This is a genomic window from Posidoniimonas polymericola (genome assembly GCF_007859935.1).
Lineage (GTDB): Bacteria > Planctomycetota > Planctomycetia > Pirellulales > Lacipirellulaceae > Posidoniimonas > Posidoniimonas polymericola.
The window spans coordinates 643,332-662,698 of the sequence record NZ_SJPO01000002.1; the positions used below are offsets into that span (position 1 = coordinate 643,332).

At 66.3% G+C, this 19,367-nt stretch carries 15 protein-coding genes and 1 tRNA gene; 9 read left to right on the top strand and 7 right to left on the bottom strand.

The features are described from left to right. The first annotated feature begins 24 nt into the window (after positions 1 to 24). Positions 25 to 2,784, top strand: coding sequence for a hypothetical protein (locus Pla123a_RS06375; RefSeq protein WP_146585002.1), 2,760 nt, complete (start codon positions 25 to 27; stop codon positions 2,782 to 2,784). A 79-nt stretch (positions 2,785 to 2,863) separates the two neighbouring features. Then, positions 2,864 to 3,652: a Nif3-like dinuclear metal center hexameric protein gene (locus Pla123a_RS06380; RefSeq protein ID WP_146585004.1), complete on the top strand. Its 789-nt coding sequence runs from the start codon at positions 2,864 to 2,866 to the stop codon at positions 3,650 to 3,652. A 28-nt stretch (positions 3,653 to 3,680) separates the two neighbouring features. On the opposite strand, the gene Pla123a_RS06385 is transcribed toward Pla123a_RS06380, so the two are convergent. The 3 genes from Pla123a_RS06385 to Pla123a_RS06395 all read right to left on the bottom strand — a co-directional run bounded on the left by Pla123a_RS06385 (position 3,681) and on the right by Pla123a_RS06395 (position 6,477). Next, a complete protein-coding gene (locus Pla123a_RS06385) occupies positions 3,681 to 4,487 on the bottom strand; it encodes an exosortase-associated EpsI family protein (RefSeq protein WP_146585006.1) in 807 nt (268 codons plus the stop codon). A 185-nt stretch (positions 4,488 to 4,672) separates the two neighbouring features. Continuing rightward, a complete protein-coding gene (locus Pla123a_RS06390) occupies positions 4,673 to 5,359 on the bottom strand; it encodes a hypothetical protein (RefSeq protein WP_146585008.1) in 687 nt (228 codons plus the stop codon). 62 nt (positions 5,360 to 5,421) lie between these two features. Next, positions 5,422 to 6,477 (bottom strand): polysaccharide biosynthesis/export family protein, encoded by a 1,056-nt coding sequence (locus tag Pla123a_RS06395; protein WP_197527735.1) that lies wholly within the window; start codon positions 6,475 to 6,477, stop codon positions 5,422 to 5,424. Positions 6,478 to 7,092: 615 nt separating this feature from the next. Between Pla123a_RS06395 and Pla123a_RS06400 the strand changes: the two genes are divergently transcribed. From Pla123a_RS06400 to Pla123a_RS06410, 3 genes are all read left to right on the top strand, one after another. After that, entirely contained in the window at positions 7,093 to 8,472 is a 1,380-nt protein-coding gene (locus Pla123a_RS06400; protein ID WP_146585012.1) for an exosortase/archaeosortase family protein, read from the top strand. A gap of 245 nt (positions 8,473 to 8,717) precedes the next feature. After that, on the top strand, positions 8,718 to 11,003 hold the full coding sequence (locus Pla123a_RS06405) for a tyrosine-protein kinase domain-containing protein (protein ID WP_146585013.1): 2,286 nt from the start codon (positions 8,718 to 8,720) through the stop codon (positions 11,001 to 11,003). Between the two features lie 83 nt (positions 11,004 to 11,086). Then, entirely contained in the window at positions 11,087 to 11,470 is a 384-nt protein-coding gene (locus tag Pla123a_RS06410) for a DUF2237 family protein (RefSeq protein ID WP_146585015.1), read from the top strand. 123 nt (positions 11,471 to 11,593) lie between these two features. Here Pla123a_RS06410 and Pla123a_RS06415 read toward each other — a convergent pair. Both Pla123a_RS06415 and nrdR read right to left on the bottom strand, forming a co-directional pair. After that, positions 11,594 to 11,666, bottom strand: a tRNA-Ala gene (locus Pla123a_RS06415). 193 nt (positions 11,667 to 11,859) lie between these two features. Next, a complete protein-coding gene (nrdR, locus tag Pla123a_RS06420) occupies positions 11,860 to 12,333 on the bottom strand; it encodes a transcriptional regulator NrdR (protein WP_146585017.1) in 474 nt (157 codons plus the stop codon). A 204-nt stretch (positions 12,334 to 12,537) separates the two neighbouring features. Between nrdR and Pla123a_RS06425 the strand changes: the two genes are divergently transcribed. The 4 genes from Pla123a_RS06425 (at position 12,538) to Pla123a_RS06440 (ending at position 17,164) form a co-directional block, all read left to right on the top strand. After that, positions 12,538 to 13,227: a PH domain-containing protein gene (locus Pla123a_RS06425; RefSeq protein ID WP_146585019.1), complete on the top strand. Its 690-nt coding sequence runs from the start codon at positions 12,538 to 12,540 to the stop codon at positions 13,225 to 13,227. A gap of 77 nt (positions 13,228 to 13,304) precedes the next feature. Continuing rightward, on the top strand, positions 13,305 to 14,399 hold the full coding sequence (locus Pla123a_RS06430; protein WP_197527736.1) for a redoxin family protein: 1,095 nt from the start codon (positions 13,305 to 13,307) through the stop codon (positions 14,397 to 14,399). A gap of 4 nt (positions 14,400 to 14,403) precedes the next feature. Beyond that, on the top strand, positions 14,404 to 14,673 hold the full coding sequence (locus Pla123a_RS06435) for a hypothetical protein (RefSeq protein ID WP_146585024.1): 270 nt from the start codon (positions 14,404 to 14,406) through the stop codon (positions 14,671 to 14,673). 367 nt (positions 14,674 to 15,040) lie between these two features. After that, on the top strand, positions 15,041 to 17,164 hold the full coding sequence (locus Pla123a_RS06440; protein ID WP_231956343.1) for a TonB-dependent receptor plug domain-containing protein: 2,124 nt from the start codon (positions 15,041 to 15,043) through the stop codon (positions 17,162 to 17,164). A 5-nt stretch (positions 17,165 to 17,169) separates the two neighbouring features. Here Pla123a_RS06440 and rpoN read toward each other — a convergent pair whose 3' ends face one another. Next, positions 17,170 to 18,687 (bottom strand): RNA polymerase factor sigma-54, encoded by a 1,518-nt coding sequence (gene rpoN / locus Pla123a_RS06445; RefSeq protein ID WP_146585028.1) that lies wholly within the window; start codon positions 18,685 to 18,687, stop codon positions 17,170 to 17,172. Between the two features lie 298 nt (positions 18,688 to 18,985). After that, entirely contained in the window at positions 18,986 to 19,330 is a 345-nt protein-coding gene (locus tag Pla123a_RS06450; RefSeq protein ID WP_146585029.1) for a YbaB/EbfC family nucleoid-associated protein, read from the bottom strand. Positions 19,331 to 19,367 lie beyond the last annotated feature (37 nt).

Below are 19,367 nucleotides of genomic sequence, written 5' to 3' on the forward strand. Positions count from 1 at the left end.
CGCCTCGGCCTGAATCCCGACCGTATGCCACCCCGCCTGCTCGCCGCCGCCCTGCTCTGCCTAGCCGCGCTGCCCGCTGTCTGCCGAGCCGACATCGGCAAGGCCGCCGGTCGCGGCGTCGACGCGGTAGAGATCTTCCGCTGCACATTCGACGAGAGCTGGGACCGCAACTACGACCTCTGGCCCGACAAGTGGAAGCGGGCGACCGGGCCCGAGTACCCGCACTATGTCGAGATGCAGATCGCCGCGGACCAGGCGATCACCGAGGGCCGCTGCCTGCAGGTCGCCCTGGACGGCGCCAGCGCCCAGGTTTCGACCCCGGCGATCCGCGTGCTGCCAAAGTTCAGCTACACGCTTGAGCTCAAGCTCCGGCTCGAACAGATCGAGCACAGCACGGTCACGGTGTCGCTCGACTTCATGACCGCGGACGGCGAGATTTTGCAGTCGCACCGCAGCGAGCCGTTCCAGCCAACCGGCGAGTGGGTCGACATCGAGATGGGCAAGTTCCGCCCGGTCTCGGAGCTGGTCGACCGCGTCGTGGCCCACTTGGAGATTGAACGCGGCGACCGCGGCGACCTGCAGGGCGTGGTCTCGGTGGCCGACGTGTGGCTCGGCCGCTGGCCGAGCATGGAGGTCACCACCAACAGCCGCATCAACGTCTACGACGACCCGGGCAACATCGTCGTGACGTGCTCGCTGTCGGGCATCAGCGAGAAGAACCCCAAGATCAAGTTCCAGCTGCTCGACGCCACGCAGGCCGAGATCGGCGAGGAGGGCGTCAAGGAGCTGCAGGGACGCGTCATCAGCGAGGAGTCCCGCAACGCGTCGGAGATCCTCGAAGGCGACGGCAGGCACAGCGAGGGCTATGAGGGGTCGGAGGACTGGCGGCCGGATATCAGGGAGCACGGCTTCTACCGGGTGCGCGTGCAGATGATCAGCAACGACACCGGCCTGGAGATGGACAAGAAGGTCATCACGCTGGCGGTCGTGCCCAAGGCGGTGCTGACGTCGATTGGTGAGTTCGGCTGGTCGCTCCCGGAGTCGGTGCCCCGGTCGGGTCAGCCGCTTGATTTTGCGACCCTGCAGACGCTCCTGCCGATGGCGGGCGTCAGCTGGGTCAAGCTGCCGGTGTGGTTCCCGCGCGAGGAGACCGAGCGTGGCGATCAGATCATCCAGTTCGCCGAGCGTCTGGCCGCCACCGACATCGAGACCATCGGCGTGCTGCAGGAACCTGAGCGGACCGTGGAGGCCGACGACCTGCCGCCCAGCGAGTCGAGCATCGAGTACATCTTCCGCAAGGACCCTTCGTCCTGGCTGCCGCTGTTCGACCACGTGATGAACCGGCTGTCGCTGCGGCTGCGGTGGTGGCAGCTCGGCTACGACCACGACACCAGCTTCGTCGGGCACGAGGACCTGGTGGGCAAGATCCACGACATCCGCCGGCAGCTCTACCGGTTCGGCCAGGACGTGCGGGTCGGCCTCGGCTGGCGGTGGGACGAGCCCCCAATCGGCGGCGACCTGAGCTGGGATTTCGAGCAGCTGTCGGCCAACCCGCCGCTGCAGTCGGCGGAGCTCGACTCGCACCTCGAGCGTCGTCCGGCCGAGGGAGCCCCGCGGTGGGTGCTGATCGAGCCGCTCGTCAACTCCGACGACCCGTCGTACGCCAACGAGCGGGAACGCCACGAGGCGCGGGTCCGGGAGTTCATTAAACAGATCATCGTCGCCAAGAAGCACGGCGTCGACGGCATCTACGTCCCGCGGCCGTTCTCCGGCATGGAGGGCGTCATGAACACCGACGGCACCCCCGGCGAACTGCTCTTGCCGTGGCGGACCGCGGCGATGCTGCTGGGCGGCGCCGAGTACATGGGCTCGCTGCAGCTGCCCAGCGGCAGCAAGAACTGGTTGTTCATCCGCCCCGACAAGAAGGTGGTGATGGTCGCCTGGAACGACAAGCCCTGCGACGAGGTGCTGTACCTGGGCGAGAAGGTCCGCCAGATCGATGTCTGGGGGAAGCAGCACGCGCCCGAGCACCTGGAACACCGGCAGGTGATCCCGGTGGGGCCCGAGCCGACGTTCGTGCTGGGCGTCAACGAGTATGTCGCCCGCTGGCGGATGTCGGTCGCCTTCGAGAAGACCTCGCTCCCGAGTGTGTTCGGCGTTGAGCACGAGAACACGCTGCTGATGCGCAACGAGTTTCCGTTCGGGATCGGCGGCATGGTGTCGCTGTTTGTGCCGGACATGCTAGAGGGTGACCCGCTGTCGCACGACAAGCGTAGCGACAAGTGGGAGATCTACCCGGAAGAGGGCGAGATCAAGGGCGCGACCGGGCTGACGCTCCGCCGGCCACTGCAGATTGAGTTGAACGACGCCGCCTACGGCGATCAGCCGATCCGCATCGACTTTGAGGTCAACGCGGACAGGCTGTACAAGTTCAGCGTCTGGCGCGAGCTGAGCGTCGGCGCCGGCGACATCGACATCCAGGCAGTGGCGTTCCTCGACGAAGAGGGCCGGCTGATTGTGCAGCAGCAGATGCGGAACCTCGACGGCCCGCACGCCGACTTCAAGTGCTTGTTGTACGCGCCGCTCAGACGGCGTAAGCGGACGCAGGTCTTCCAGCTGGGTGCCGAGCCCGACATCAAGACCTACAGCTACTCGGCCGGCGACGAGCTGATCGGCAAAAACCTGACGCTGCGGGTCGAGGAGATTGACGGCAACCGGGTGCTGATCTACCGCTTCCCGGCTGAGCAAGAGTCGGACGTCGTCTTCGACGCCGCTACCAACTAGCACCGCCGGGGCGGCGGGGCAAGCGGTCGTGCGGCGGCGCGGTTGTGCCAGCGGGACCCTCCGCGATATGCTGGAAAGCATGCCACAGCTGAGCGTAATCTGCGAACTGCTCGAGGCCTTTGCGCCCTGCGATCTCGCCGAGGATTGGGACAATACGGGCCTGCTGCTGGGCGACCGCGCCGCGCAGGTCGAGCGGGTAATGACCTGCCTGACGCTCACCCCCGACACGGTCGCGGAGGCGGTTGAGCGGCGGGCCGGGCTGGTGATCTCACACCACCCGTTGCCGTTCCGCCCAATCGCCAAGCTGACTTCCGACACGGTCGAGGGAGGCATGCTCTGGAATCTGGCCAGCGCGGGAATCGCGGTCTACAGCCCGCACACGGCGTTCGACTCCGCTTCCTGCGGCATCAACGCGTCGCTGGCGGCTGCCCTCGAACTCGCGGACGTGGTCCCCCTGCTGCCCACCGAGGCCGACCCGAATCTCGGGGCGGGGCGCGTTGGCGACTTGCAGTCGGTGACAACCGTCGAGGCGGCGGCGGGCAGGGTCAAGCAGTTCCTGGCAGCCGAAAGCATCCGTGTGGTCGCCGAGCCGGGGCGAGAGGTGCAGCGGATCGCCGTGGCGTGCGGCAGTGGCGGTTCGTTTATCGCCGCGGCGGTGGCGGCCGCGGCGGACGCGCTGCTGACCGGCGAGGCGACCTTCCACAACTGCCTGGCGGCCCGCTCGGCGGGCCTGGCGCTACTGCTGCCGGGGCACTACGCGAGCGAACGGTTCGCGGTCGAGCGCCTCGCCGACTGGCTGGGCACACAGTTCAGCGGCCTGGAGGTTTGGGCCAGCACACGGGAGTGTGACCCACTCCGCACGGTCTGAGTCAATCAGCCGCTAGCCAGTTCTACGCCTAGAGGGCGGCCGGTTCTGCGGCTTCTTCATCCCCCGAGTCGGCTTCGCCAACGGCGTCGTCAACGGACGTGTCGGAGCCGGTTGCATCCGAGTCGGTCGCCAGGCTGTCGGCGTACTTCTCCGCGGCGGCGCCGGCGGCCGCGGGGTTGTCGCTCGCCAAGATCATCTCGTTGAGCATCGGCAGGAAGACCTTGGCGAAGTCGTTCGAGGCGTTCTCCTCGAGCGGCGTGTCCGGGGTCTCGACCGTGGTGAAGTACAGCTTGAACAACGCCGACGTGCCGGCGTACTTCTCGCGGTTCTCGCGGCTGTTGGGGCTCGCCCACCAGTTCACCTGGCCGCTGTCGTCCGGCTTGTGCCAGGACCAGAACACCCGCTCGGCCGCCTGGGAGTTGGCGAAGTAGGTGGTGTTGAACTGGTTGGTCCCTTCTGCCGGGACGTCGAACGAGTGGGTGACGATTTTTTCCCGGGCGCGCATCTCGTTGGACGGGTAGCAGATGTCGGGCGTGTGTCGGATGACGTGCTTGAACGGTCCAACAATCAGCCAGATCTTGACCTGCTGGTCGGTCTCGCTGTTGATGTACAGCCGGGACACGTGCCCCTCGGCGCCGGCGACCTTGAGGATCTCGTCGCTGGTCTCGTAGTTCTCGCCCTTCCAGGGGCCGATGTTCTCGGGCACCAGATCGAGCAGTTTGGCGCACCGCTCCGCCTGGACATTGGGAGTCCAGCGGTAGTTGAGCGAGCCGTCGTAAACCGCAACCGCGACGACGGCGGCGATAGCCAGAGCGAGGGGTACGAAACGCAGCATCGGCGCCTATCCGTTTGGATCGGACGCCCTCGGGTGGGAGAGCGTCGTGTGAGAGGAGCGGGCCGCGACTAGCGGGGCGACTCACGCCGCCCCCAAGGCCCGTCTATCCTGCCACGATAGGCGCCACAGTCGGGGGCGTCAAGCAAGCCCGACCCCACCGCTACAGCCCTCACAACCCGCCCCTCTTACCGGCCGGTCGACTGGTAGTAGGCGGGCGCCACGGTCGCCGCGTCCGACGGGCTCGACTCGACCTGGAGCTCGGCGCGGGACACCGTGCCGCGTCCGCCGAGCAGCGAAGCGAACCCCGCGGGCAGCGCCGGCGGCATGTCGTGCGCGTTCCGCGTCGGCCGGGCCTGCGGCCGCACGCCCGTCGAGGGGGGCGCGCCGATCCCCGGCGGGGGGCCAAAGCCCGGCAGCGGCGGCAGCCCAGGGGGGCCGTCGTTGCCCGGCGCGGGCTGGCTGTTGGGAGCGGGGCCCGGCTGGGCGCCCGGCCCCCCCGGGATCGGCGGCAGCGTCGGCAGATCGAGCTCCCGCGCGCCCTCGCCCCGGTCCTGGCCGTCGGCTCCCTCATCCTTCGGCTCCGAAGGGGGCGGCGCAGCGCGGTCCTCCTCGGTCGGCTTCGGGATGAGCGTGTCCGGCAGCACGGTCCGTTCGCCGGGGCGGCCTGTTGGCTCGTCGTAGTCGCCCGGCCAGCGGCCCCACTTGGTGCGGTAGTAGCCGAAGGTCTCGCGCCGCGGGTGGCAGCCGCCCTCGGCGGAGCACGGCGGCGGCGTGGGGCAGTCGACGCACGGGGCGGTGGTGTGCACCGCCATGGCCTGCGGGGCGAACATGCCGGCGGCCGCGGCGGACAGGAGTAGTCGCTTGAGGGTCATGGGTCGCATCCTGAAAGACACGTTAAGGAATTCTACTCAGGCTCGTTCAGCACGGCCGCGTGTTACTGGAAGTTGCTCAGGCCGTAACGCTCAATCCGGTTGAGGGTCGAGGTGCCAAGAGCCACGAAGCCGAACAGGCGTTCGAACGGACGCGTGATCTTCGAGATCACCGCGTCGAACTTCGTCATCGGGTCCTCGGCGATGAACAACCGGTCGCCGGGCAGCAGCTGGTAGTTGGTGGCGGTGACGCCCTGCACCACGGCCTCGTAGTTGACCGGCAGGACCTGCTCGCAGCCGACGCCGTTGGGCGCCGGGCGGGCGATCCAGATCTTGGTCGAAGAAATCTGGCTGATGCCGCCGATCCGGGCGAGCGCGTCGAGCACGGTCTCGTTGCCGGTGACCGGCTGCTGGACGATGTTGTCACCGAAGCCGGCGCCCTGAGTGATAATGAAGTACCGCTTGCTGTTGTAGGCGAACACGTCGACCACGACCTCGGGGTCTTCGAGCTTGTCGGCCAGCTTGGCCTCGATGGCCTCCTTCGCCTGGTCGAGCGTCAGACCGGTCACGTAGACCGAGCCGTAGGTGCCGAGGTTGACGCGGCCGTCCGGAGCCACGAGGTGCTCGCCGACGATCTGCTGGGCGCCCGAAGAGAACGCCAGCGAGACGCTCACCTGCGGCTCCTCGAGCACCTTGGTCAGGTGGTCGCGGATCGCGTCCTGGGCCTCGTCGATCCGCAGGCCGACCACCTTCACCTTGCCGTAGGTCGGGCCGAGGTCCACGGTGCCCTCGGGGCTCACGGCGAAGGCGTCGCCGATCTCCTGACCCGGCAGGGCGTTGACCACCCGGATGAGCAAACCATCGAACGGCTCGATCTTGTGGGGCGGCTTGGGGACGATCTTGATCGCGTTGATCATCAGCACGTCCGGCGGCTCGATGACGTAACGCTCGAGCGTCGTCATCGCCAGTTCACGCGGGGCCGGGCTGCTAGCGGGCGGGTCGGGCGGAGCGATAGGGATCGGCTCTCGGGGGGCGTTGAACGCCGTGCAGCCGAGGCTGCCCGAGAGGATCAACGCGGCGAGGGCAATCAGTGGCGTTTGCGTTGAAGAAGGTAGTTTCATGGCCATCGCTCGCGAAATCGTTGGGATTAGTCCGTCCGCCGGGCGGTCGGCGGCCGCGTGCTAGAGACGGGCGGCACAACCGATTCTTTCCGTACAATCGTTCTAATCGGACTCCCGGGCGTTCAACTTTGCTCTACCCGCAAAAATTGCCACGACTTCATTCCCCAGCCGGGGGAGGCGCCGGCGAGTGCTAGCGTCTTTTTCCCGCCAGCGGATGAACCAGAGTGGCGCCCGCGTCGTAGTAGGCAACGACGACCCACGCCACCGGCGCTTTCGGTCTCCTCGCCACAACCGGCACGACCGTGGAGAATCAGGAAACAGCGGCCGCTGGCTAAGCCGGTTGGGAAGGTCGCGTAGCCAGCGGGAAAAGCAGGTATTACTCGGGGAAACAAGGGGCGCCGGCGGCTAGTAGCAGGCGGCAGACCCGCCATCGGCGGTGTTTGACAGATATTTGGGGCACGCGTATTCTCGACTTATTCGAGCCATTTCTCACAGCCGAGCGGCTCTGCCCGTGTCTCCACCTGATAGTGGGCGCCCCGGGGTGATCGTGAAGATCAACAAGACAATACGCCCGCACCTCTGATCCTACTGACTTTTCTGAGACTCCTTGCTCCTATGGCAGCTAACTTCCCCGCCGCATTCCCTGGCGCCGCCGGCAACCAGCCGCAGCGCGCCGAACTCCCCGACTTCAGCTGGCAGGACTCGACCCAGCGGAACGCCTGGTTGGCGGCGATGCTATCGGCCAGTGTGCTGGTTTGGTCCTACTGGATCATGTTCAAGGACGCGGCAGCCGATTGGGACCAGCCGCAGTACTCGCACGGCTGGATCCTGCCGCTCATCGCCATGGTGATGATGTGGATGCTGCGGCCCAACAAGGCGACCAGCGGACGCGTCGAAACCGCGTTGCAGGCAGTCGGCGGGGCGGCAATCGCCTTGGTGGTCGCCTCGCAGTGGGTTCCGGGGTTGCAGGGGGTTGGCCTGGCGGTCGCGTGCCTGGGCGGCTTCGGCTGCGTCCTGTGGGGGCAGCCATTCGCGCCGATGGAAGGAAGCGGCGGCGGATTGACGTTCGAGAAACCGGCGTTGCTGTGGATTCTCACCGGCGTTGGGGTAGCGTTGACGGCGGCAGGGCTAGCAGGGGTCGGGTTTGGGCCCATCAATCCAGACGTGCTCAGCATGCTGGGCCTGATGACCATCACAATCGGTTTTATCCTCGCCGCGGCGTTCCACATGCCGCCCACGGTCGTCTCGTGGAGTGAGGTCATGGTGGGCTTCGCGGTCATCCTCTTGTGCTGCGTCGCCTGGGGGATGGGCGTGTACTACGACCGCATGCCCCTCGCCCAAGCGGCGTTCGTCACTTCGACGATCGGCGTGCTGACCCTGATCGGCGGCATGCGGCTGCTGCGGTGGACCGGGCCCCCGATCGCGTTCTTGATGTTCATGTTCCCGCTGCCCAGCCTGGTCGAACAGCACGTGCTGGGGACGCTGCAGAAGATTGCGGTCACCCTCAGCGAGGCGGTCTACACCATTATGGGCGTGGCAGCGATCCGCTCAGGAAACCGCATTACTCTGCCGGGGCTTAACGACGACATCGAGATGGAGATCGCCGAGGCCTGCAGCGGCCTCAGCATGACCAATATCCTCTTCGCGATGTGCGTCGCCATTGCAATCCTTACGACCCGCCCCTGGTGGGACCGCCTGATTATCCTGATCTCGGCGTTGCCAATCGCCATCATCTCGAACGTGTTCCGGATCGTCGTGACCGGGTTCATCTGGATGGCGATGGATCAGTTCCTCGCCGGCGGCGACCCCGAGTCGATCGCCAAGTTCCGGGACCCCATCCACAGCTGGATCGGTCTGATTGTCATGATGCCCTTCGCGCTCGGGCTGATGATGCTCGAGCTGAAGATCCTCTCGTCGCTCAGCGTCCCCGAAGAGAGCAGCCTCGGCAAGTCGCAGGTGATCGGCCGGGGGGCGAGCGGCGTGCCCGGCAAGTAGACCCTCACTGGAAGTGAGGTGTTTTTGCGACTCCCGTTGTAGCAAGGACGCAACACGGGCCCGGCGTGGCAATCGAGTTGCGGCGTCAGTCACCAAGAATCCTCGGGAAACAAGCCACCCCCGCTGATCTTTGGCGCTCTGGCCTGTGAGTTGCAAAGACCTGTGGGCAAACCATACGCGATCGGTTCGGACCAGGGCCCCAGGCCGCGGCCCGGTAGAGACCAAACCTTGGAGAACGTTGTTCGATGACTGACAACAGTAACAGCTCTTCTTTTCCTGGCGCCGCCACTCGAGACGACGCCAACTCCCGAGAACTCATGCTCCCGCAGGGCGGCATGCCTGCCCTGGCCGGCGCCTCGCCCTACGGGCCGGCCGCTACCCAGGACGTCATGAAGGGTGGGATGGACGCCTCGTCCATGATCCACGCCTTCCGGCGTCGTTGGCTGATGGCGCTCGGCATGGGTCTGCTCGCCGGCGTGCTCGGGGCCGGCGTGCTCTGGGCTCTCTTCCCTGAGTCGGCTACCGCGTTCCGCTACTTCCAGGTAGAGAGCAGCGAGCAGTCGATCATCGACCCGTCGCTCAACGCTGCGAAATCGGACTTCGATCTGTTTCGACAGACCCAGGTGTTCCTGATCAAAACTCCCAGCGTGCTAAACTCGGCGCTCCGCACCGGCGAACTGGGGCAGCTGAGCTTCTTCGACGGGGTGCCGGTCGCCGACCAGGCGAAGTACCTCGGCGAGGAGTTGCGGGTGCAGTTCCCCCAGGGTTCGCAGGTGCTCGAGATCCGTCTGTCTGGCGCCGCCCCGGCCGAGGAGTTGAAGGAGATCGTCGAAGCGGTGAGCAAGGCCTACCTCGACGAGGTCGTTATTGAGAGCAAGATCCAGCGTCAGAAGCCGCGCGACATCCTCAACGAGAGCTACCGCGACCTCGACGAAGAGATCAAGCGTAAGACCGACGCCTACATGGCCCTGATCAAGGACAGCGGCTCCCCGTTGCAGTACGAGTTCGGCGGCGACCCCGAACTGGCCCAGTTCCGCACCGCGATCAACGAGAGCGTCAAGAAGATCGCCGAGCTCGAGTCCCGCCTGTACGACGCGACCATGCAGTACGAGATCATGGTCCGCCAGTACCAGGATCCGTCGGTCCTCGACCAGCGGATCGAGCAGGCCCTGGAATCCGACCCCAAGTACCAGTACCTCAAGCAGAAGCAGCTCTCGTACGAGATGTACATCATGGACCTTGAGGCGGTCCAGTCGAACAAGGGATCGTCGGCACAGACCCGTCAGCTGCAGAAGCAGGCGAACGCCATCTCCCAGCAGATGAACCAGTACCGCCAGGAGATGACCGCCGCGATCAAGCAGCAGAACCGCACCCAGGTCGACCCCTACCTCACGGGCATCAACAACCAGATGAACGTGACCAGGGCCGGCATCAGCCAGCAGATCCAGGCCGCCAAGAAGCAGCAGGAAGAGCTGCTGGACGAGATCCGCGGGCGTAGCCAGATCGACACCGACCTGCTCGCACGCAATGCGGAGATCGAGGGCCTCAAGATGATCCAGTCCGGTATCACCGAGCGGATCGAGCACTGGGACGTCGAGCTGAAGCGTCCCGACCGCGTCGCAGAGTTCGGCAGCGTCGACACGTCGGAGAACATCAACAAGTCTGAGCGTTACGCTATCGCTGGTCTCGGAGGCCTGTCCTGCCTTGGCCTCGTGGCCTTTGGTATCTCGTACCTCGAGTTCCGCAACCGCAAGCTGAACGGCCCCGACCAGATCGACCAGGGACTTGGGATCCGCGTGGTCGGCACGCTGCCGTCGCTCTCGGGACGCAAGGCGCTCGACCCGTCGCACCCGATTGTCGCTCAGCTCACCGAGTCGATCGACAGCGTCCGCACCGCGCTGATGCACGAGAGCACGACCCGCCGCCGGCAGATCGTGCTGGTCACCAGCCCGTCGACCCTTGAGGGACGCACCACGGTCTCGAGCCAGCTGGCCGCGAGCCTGGCCCGCGCCGGCCGCCGCACCCTGCTGATTGACGGCGACATGCGTCACCCGGCCCTGCACACGCTGTTCGACCTCCCGCTGGAGGACGGGCTCTGCGAGGTGCTGCGGGCCGAGGTTGAAGTGAGCGACGTCGTGCGTCCGACCCACGCCGAAGGCCTGTGGGTGCTGACCGCCGGCTACTGCGACGCCGACGCCGTGCACGCCCTGGCGACCGACCAGGTGCAGCCGATCTTCGAGAAGCTGCGTGGCGAGTACGACTTCATCATCATCGACGGCGCCCCGGTCCTCGGCCTGTCCGACGCCCTGCTGTTCGGTCAGCACTGCGACGGCGCCCTGCTGTCGGTGCTGCGTGACCACACGACCCTGCCGAAGATCCACCAGTCGGCCGAGCTGCTCCGCAGCGTCGGCATCAGGTTGATCGGCTCGGTTATCAACGGCATGCAGAGCAAGCCGGACCGCCGCATCACGGCCCTGCAGTCGGTCACGGCCAAGAGCGAACGCAAGCAGATCGAGAACCTCGAAGCCTAACGCTCGCCGAGATTGTCGAATGCAGCTATAACCTTCAGGCGGGGCCCGACGCGGGCCCCGCCTTTTTTTGTGGGAGCACCAGCATGAGCCAGACACCACCACGCAGCGGCAAGAACGTCCTCGGCGGCGAACTGCAGAGCTGCTGCACCGACCCCATGACCGGCTTCTACCGCGACGGCTACTGCCGCACCGGTCAGAGCGACCTCGGCCTGCACGTCGTGTGCGTGCAGGCGACCGAGGAGTTCCTCGACTTCAGCCGCCGCGTCGGCAACGACCTCTCCACGCCGGTCCCCGAGTACCTGTTCCCCGGGGTGCAGCCCGGCGACTGCTGGTGCCTGTGCGCGGCCCGTTGGAAAGAAGCGTACGACGCCGGCGTCGCCCCGCCGGTGCGGCTGGAAGCGACCCACATGACCGCGCTAGAGTTTGCGAGCCTCGAAGAGCTGCGGGAGCACGCGCTGCCGGGTTGACGCCCCGCAACAGCAGGGCACGCACGCGTCGACCCCGACCGAGTCAGAAGCAACGACCGCGGGACCGCACGAAGCAGCGAGCAGAATCGCCTGGCGGAAAGACAAACAAGCCGCAGGAAAAAGTGGAGCGGAGGAGGTTCGAACTCCCGACCTCTGCATTGCGAACGCAGCGCTCTCCCAACTGAGCTACCGCCCCTAAATGGGGACGCGACCGGGGCCCGGGGGGCTGGTCGCGTTGCGTGTGATTCTAGATCGTCTCTGGACGGCTGTCTAGCGGGATCGGCTTGCCGCCGGCGGGTTGCCCGGCGGCGCAGGCCTGTTCCCTGTGGGGTGACGGGCTCGTCCTGCAACGGCCCAGCGGCCTCTAGCGGAGTTCGGTCCAGCGGCCTCTAGCGGGGTGTCGAGCGGCCTTCGCCCTCGAGCATCGGGCGGAGCTCCTCGAAGAAGTCCTGCACGTCGTTGAATTCGCGGTAGACGCTGGCGAAGCGGACAAACGCCACCGGGTCGAGGTCGCGGAGGTGCTCCATGACCAGCTGGCCGAGGTCGCGGGAGTCGACCTCGGTGTCGAAGCTGGCGTAGATGTCGTTCTCGATCGCTGCGACGGTGTTCTCGATCTTGAGGCTGCTGATCGAGCGCTTGACGCACGCCCGCTCGAGGCCGCGGCGGATCTTCTCACGGTCGAACGGCGCCCGGGAGCCGTCCTTCTTCACGACCTTGATCGTGATGTCCTCGGGGCGTTCGTAGGTGGTGTACCGCCGGTTGCACTTGAGGCACTCCCGCCGACGCCGGATAGCGGAGCCGTCTTGGCTCGCCCGGGAGTCGATGACCCGGTCATTGTCGACGTGGCAGAAGGGGCATTTCATGCCGCCCATCTTACACCGCGGCGTAGGGGAGTACAGCCTACGCAGGCAGGCTCAGAATCAGATTTCCCAGCCGGCAAGATCGGGCGGCGGAGGGCGAATACCGGGAGTCGCGCCGGCGCCGCTGCTGGCAGGCCGCGGCGCCGGCGCCGTATAATGCCGGCCTTGCCTGTTTGTTAGAAACAAGAGATTGGGAGTCGACACGCAATGCAGTGCCCAGCTTGCCAGACCGAGACCGAGACTGACGCCGCGTTTTGCCACAAGTGCGGCGCCGATTTGCGGGCGGAGAACGGGGAGCGGGCCGCGACCGATCCGGATCCCACTGCGGACGAGCACGCCTCGGCGCCGGCCGCCAAGCCGTCGCCGCACGAAGAGTTCCGCAAGGCGACCCACCTCAACTCGGCCGACGACGAGGAGGACATCGAGGACGAGATCTGGGACGGCGCCTACTCCAGCAAGGCGATGGTCGGCCAGTGGATCGCCGCCGCCGCCGCGACCGTGCTAGCAGTTGTGATCGGCGTGATGACCGGCACCTGGCTGATCGTGATCGGGCTGGCGGTGCTGGTCTGGGTGATCATGATCGCCTGGTTCGCCTACCGCCGGTACAGCGTGCACTACACGCTCACCACGCAGCGGCTCATCCACGAGTCGGGCATCCTCTGGCGGACCATCGACCGCATCGAGCTGATCGACATCGACGACGTGACCTTCAAGCAGGGGCCGGTCGAGCGGGCGTTCCGGGTCGGCAGCATCATTGTGATCTCGGGCGACAAGACCTCGCCAGAGCTGAACCTGCCAGGCATCGACAACGTCCGCGGCGTGGCGGACAAGATCGACGACGCCCGCCGCAAGGAACGCCGCCGCCGCGGGCTGCACATGATCACCCAGGGCGCCTAGACGGGCGACCGTGCTGCGAGTTCCAGGGCGGTCATCCCGGCCTCCCAAGGCAAAGAGATATTCTTCCGGAGGCGATGATGACGACTCGGAACGTTGGGAGACTGCCCCTGCTGGTCGCGGCGTGCGTGCTGGGCGTTGGGGCCTGTGTGATTGCCGCGCCGCGCACGTGGACCGATGTGTCGGGGCGGTTCGCGATCGAGGCCGAGCTGGTGGACGTCTCGGACGACGTGGTCCGGCTGCGCAAGGCCGACGGGGAAGAGGTCTCGGTTCCCTTAAATCGCCTTAGCAAGCCCGACCGCGAGTTCTTGACCGACGGAGCCAAAGCGGCGGGGGGCGGATCGGGCGTCGACGACCGGAAGGCGATTGAGGCCTCAGCCGAGACCTTCTTCAAGGACCTCCGCACCACCGACCGCAAGGAAGCTCAGGCCCTGCTTACCGCCGAGGCGGCCAAGGTGGCCGAGCAGGGCAAGTCGCCACTGACCGGGCTGCCCAAGCCCGACGAGCACACGCGGGCGATCCGCGTCGGACGTGTGCGGGTCGAGGGCGGCACGGCCGAGGCCCCGGTGGTGGTCCGCGCCGGCGGCGCCTTCCACAAGACCAAGCTGCACTTCCGGCAAGAGGGCCAAGGCTGGAGGGTGTTCGCCATCAGCGCCGAGTTCCCCGACGGCGAGAAGACGATCGACTTTGAGTCGCCGCCGGCGGCTGGCGGTGAGGATCCGCTCCTGGCGTTGGTGGGCAAGGAACTCGATGTGCACGGGGTCTCGCTGGCCGGCCAGCCGCTGAATTGGAAGCAGTTCGAGGGCAAGGTGGTGCTGGTCGACTTCTGGGCGACCTGGTGTGGACCGTGCCGGGCCGAGATGCCCAACATCCGCGCCAACTGGGACAAGCACCACGCGGCCGGCTTCGAGGTCGTGGCGGTCAGCGTCGACCGGGATATGGCCGCCCTGCAGGAGTTTGTCGCCCAGGAGAAGCCGCCGTGGACCGTGGTGGCCGACCGCCACCCGAAGAACCGCGAATCGATGGCCGCCGAACTCCGCGTCAGCGGGATCCCGGCGTTCGTGCTGATTGGACGCGACGGCAAGGTCGCCGCGGTGCACTGCCGCGGCAAGCGGCTCGGCGAGCAGCTCGAGAAGCTGCTGGGTGACCCCGGCGAGCGGGTGGCCGCCCGATAGCGCGATGCCTCCTGCATCTAACCCCCTAGGCTCGGTAAGGCTGCGCGGCGGCTCGTTCCGCGCTACAGTCACCTGGGGCCTGGTTGGCGCCGCGATCGGGGCTCTCTTCCTGGTCCACGCCGAGACCGCGTGGCTGGTGCTGCTGGCGAACCTGTTCGGACTGGCTGTGGCCTGGTTCGTGACGCGGGTCTGCGGGCTCCCCCGCGACGGGGCGCTCAGGAGTGAGCGGTCGCAGGGGCCGCCAATTGCCGGTCGCATCGCGCCCGACGCTTGAGCGACGCTAGGCCTCGTCCCCGGACAAGTCGCCGCGTTGGCGACCGCTGGGGGATGTCCATCGCGTTGCGGACTTGGTGATCGGGCGGCGGGCGCCGGCTTGGCGCCGTTCACCCTGCTCCGGCCGATGAGCGCCGACCCGATCGCGCCCGACATGCCGCGACGTAGGGATAGCGGGCGAATTGAGGCGATTCTTAGGGGGGGGAGGTCAGCGCCCGCTCCGGTTTCTCATGTGGGTGCTACGCAGGTCGCGGTTCTGCCTGCAGTCGGAGTTGTGCGGGTTCCGACGCTCTATTGAGGCCACGGAATCGACGCGCGACGGAACGCACGTCAGATCGTTGTGGCAAACACCTAGAAGGGACGTTGGGATGACGCGTGCGCCTGACTCTATGAGGGTGGGTGGGGGCGGTGGGCGTCGGGCGAGTCGCCGCATCGACTTGCTCCTCGCCGTGGCCTTGACGCTGATGTTGTCGGCCGCCACGTCCCACGCGGACGAGCAGGCCTTGCCGGACCCCGTTGCGGTCTCACGGGGCGGCGGCCTGGACCAACCGCTAGACTCACCGGGCGGCGACGCGGCCGACCTCGACAAGATCCTGTCAATGGACGTCGAGCAGCTGTCGAACGCGAGCGTCAACGCGACCATCTCTACCTTCAGCGACCCGGTGGTCGAGGGGGTGTCACGGAGCTCGGAGAAGTCTTCCAAGGCGCCAGGCGTCGTGCAGGTGATCACGGCAGAGCAGATCCGCGCGTACGGTGGGAAGACGCTGCGCGAGGTCTTGGAGCGAGCCACGAGTATCTGGACACCCAATTCTGCCTACGTCCCCAACAACGTGACCTCGATCCGGGGCGACCTGTTTGGGCACTACGACATCCACGTGCTGTTGCTGATGAACAACCGTCCGTTCAAGGACACGAATCAGGGCGGCATGCACATGGCCATCTACAATTCGTTCCCGATCGAGATGCTCGAACGCATCGAGATTATCCGCGGCCCCGGGTCGGTGCTCTACGGCACCAACGCGTACTCGGGGGTGATCAACCTCGTCACCAAGAAGGGCGCCGTCAGCGCAAACGAGGCTTCTGTCCTGGCGGGTTCCAACGACACCTACCGGTACGGCGCGACGCTTGGTAGTGGGGACCAGGACGCCGATAGCGACCTCTACATCGGCGCCATGCACCTGAGAAGTGGCGGGTTCGAATTCTCCGGCTTCGATGAGATTGGCGCCCCGTTCTCGCACCTGTTTCACCACGACGACTACGGGGTCGGCGCCGCGCTGCAATACGGCGACTTCACCTTCAACTCGCTCATCGCGCAGTCGATTCAGGGAGGCCTCGGGACGCCAACCGGCAGGGCGCTCGACAACGCCTACTTCGCGGCGACGCGCGCCTTTGCCGATGTGGGCTACACCCTTGGCGCGGGCGAGGACGTCTCGCTCGAAACGCACTTCACCTACAACTACAGCGACCAGAGCTCGTTTACGCCAACGCTGGCGATTGGGAGCTTCATCTCCCACGACTACTTGTTTGAGCCGATCCTCCGTGCGTCGATTACCGACAAGCTGCAGTGGATGGGGGGCGCCACCGCCGAGATCCGGGAGGGGCAGCTCGGGACCGCGGTCCCCAAGTACTCTAAGACCTGGTACAGCGCGTACACCCAGGTGGTGTACCAGGCTAACGAATGGCTGACGCTGACCGCTGGCGTGCAGGGCAACATGCCGGGAACGCTAAAGCACGGCGTGGCGCCCAGGGCCGGCGCCATCCTGCAGCTGACCGAGCTCTGGAGCACCAAACTGCTCTACGGCAACGCCTTTCGGTCGCCCTCTTCTTCTGAAACCGACTTCTCAGCGGGCACGGTGTTTGTCGGAAACCCCAACCTCGCCCCGGAGACGATCGACACCTACGAGGCGCAACTGGTCCGAACCACCGAGGGCAGCCGCCTTGCCTGCACCTACTTCCACAGCATCTACAGTGACATGGTCGCGAGAGACGGTTCACTCAGCCCCCCGACATACGGCAACCTTGGCAGCCTCGAGATCCAGGGCGTCGAGCTAGAGTCGGCGGTCAAGTGCACCGAGTCTTTGCGGTTTGTGTCCGGCGTGACCTGGCAGCAGAACATCGACGACGCTGGCGTGGCGGACACGACGCACGCCCCAAACTGGATGGCCAAGCTCGGGGTCGCCTACGACAACGGCTTGGTCGCGATGGGCCTGTTCGATTCCTACTTCAGCGCGCCCGGCTCCGTGACGGTAGTGAACCCGGGCGCTCTGATAGTGAATCCCATCCCGACGGAGTACCATTCGTTGAGCCTGAACACCCGGCTCGATATGGGGAGGCTGTTCGGTGGGCGGGCGGACGTCGTCGAGTGGCAGCTGCTCGTGCAGAACCTGCTGGACGAGGACATCTACCACCCGGAGTTCTCGCGACGGCGCATCAACTCACTGCGTGCCTACGGCGGCCGAACCTTCTACTCCGGGATCACCATCAACTACTAGCGGCGCTAGTCCTCATCCTTGGACCAGTCGCGGCGTTGGCGGCTGCTGGGGATGTCCATCGCCTTGCGGTACTTGGTGACCGTGCGGCGGGCGACCGTGATGCCGTGCTTGGCGAGCTCGTCGACCAGGGCGTCGTCGGAGAAGGGCTTCTTCTTGTCCTCCTCGTCGACGATTTCCTGCAGCTTGAGCCGCACGCGGTCCCAGGCGATGTCCTCGCCGTCGGCGCCGGTGGTGCCGCCGACAAAGAACCGCTTGAGCGGGTAGATGCCTCGGGGCGCCTGAATCCATTTGTCGTCGACCGCGCGGCTGACGGTCGTGACGTGCACGCCGACGCGGTCGGCGATCTGCTGCATCTTGAGCGGCACGATGAACTCCGGCCCCTCGTCGAGGAACCGGGTCTGGTGCTCGACAATCGCCTGCGCGACGCGGGTCAGCGTGCCGCGGCGTTGCTCGATCGACTCGATGAGCCACTGCGCGGCGTTGATCTTCCGCTTGATGTACTCGCGGGTCTTGTCGTCGGCGCCGCCGGCCTGACGCAGCAGGTTGCGGTAGTAGGGGCTGATGTAGAGCGAGGGGATCTGCCCGTCCTCGAGACGCACCTTGTAGGTCCCGTCGTCGCCCTTCTCGACGAACACGTCGGGCGTGACGCCGGGGACGGAAGTCTCGCTGAAGTCGGCGCCCGGTTTGGGCTTGAGCTTGCGGAGCTCTTCCCACGCTTCCTGGATGAGCTCGATCGAGTAGCCGGTCTTCTTGGAGATCAGCGGCAGGCGGTTGTTCTCGAGGTCCTCGAGGTGCATCTCGATGAGCGTGCTGAGCTCCTCGTAGAACGGCATGCCCGGGGTGAGTTGCAGCCGCAGGCACTCCTTGAGGCTCCGCGCGCCGACCCCGGGGGGGTCGAGGTGCTGCACCAGCGCCAGGGCGCGTTCCGCAACGGCCATCTGCTTGACACGGAGCGCATCGGCGTCGCCGTTGAGGTCGGCCGGCAGCGGGGGGAGCAGCTCCTCGAGCGGCGTCTTGAGGTAGCCGTTGCTGTCGAGGCTGTAGATGATCCGGTCGGCCATCTTGCGGACCTCGTCGTCGGCCTCGAACCAACTCAGCTGGTGGCTGAGGTAGTCGGACAGCGACTCGGGACGCGCGACCATGTTGGCCATGGCGTCGTGGGCGCGGTCGGCGTCGGCCTCCATCTGCCCGCGCGAGGGGCGGCTGCGCTCCTCGTAGTCGTCGGGCAGGTTGTCCGCCATGTTGATCAGGCGTTCAAAGTCGTCCTCGTTGTTGGCGTCTTCCTTGACGACCAGCTCGCGCTCACCGTCTTCGGCGCTCTCGTACTCTTCGACCGGCTCCTCGCGGTCGGAGTCTTCGCTCGGCTCCACCAGGTCCAGGCACGGGTTGTCCTCCATCTCCTGCTCGATGCGTTCCTGCAACGCCATGATCGGCAGCTGCAGGATCTCCATCGACTGGATCATCCGCGGCGCAAGCACCTGCTTCTGAGCCAGCTGCATCTGTTGCCCGAGAGACAACCGCATAGGATTTCCCGTTCGTGAATAATAGGACCAGCGGCGACTCACCCTCTTGGGCGTCGACGCGGCGGTAGAGGTAGCATACCCCTGGCAAATCCAGAAGGTCAAACGCCTTGTCCCGCAAGCAGTGCGTGTATAGTCGCGGGAATGGCAGGGAAGCGGCCCCTGCAAAGAATAGCTCAGCCGGACCCGTGGGGGCGTTGGGAACCGCCCCTGGGTCGGCTTGGTCGTCGAACGACCGTAGCGGAAATGCCGCCTGAGCCTCGAGATTGCCCGGGCGGGACCAGCCCCGCGTCCAAGCGGCCTAGCTGCCCCCGCCTATCAGTCCCTCGAGGCCCGGCAGGTTCAGCCCGCCGGTGACCTCCTGGATCGCCTCGGCGCCCTTCTGCTTGGCCTGGGTGAGGGCGTCGTTGACCGCGGCGGGCAGCAGGTCCTCGATCATCTCCTTCTCCTGCTTCTCGAGCAGCCCTGCGTCAATCCGTACGGCGAGCACCTCGGCCTGGCCGTTAGCGTCGACCTCGATCAGCCCGCCGCCGGCCGAGCCGGTCACCTTCACCTGCTTGAGCTGCTCCTGAACGGCCTGCATCTTGCCGCCCAGTTCCTGCGCCTGCTTCATGAGGCCGGCGATGTTTCCAAGTCCTTTGAGCATGTCTGTTCTCCGTAGGTAGGCCGCGGGCGGTCGCCCG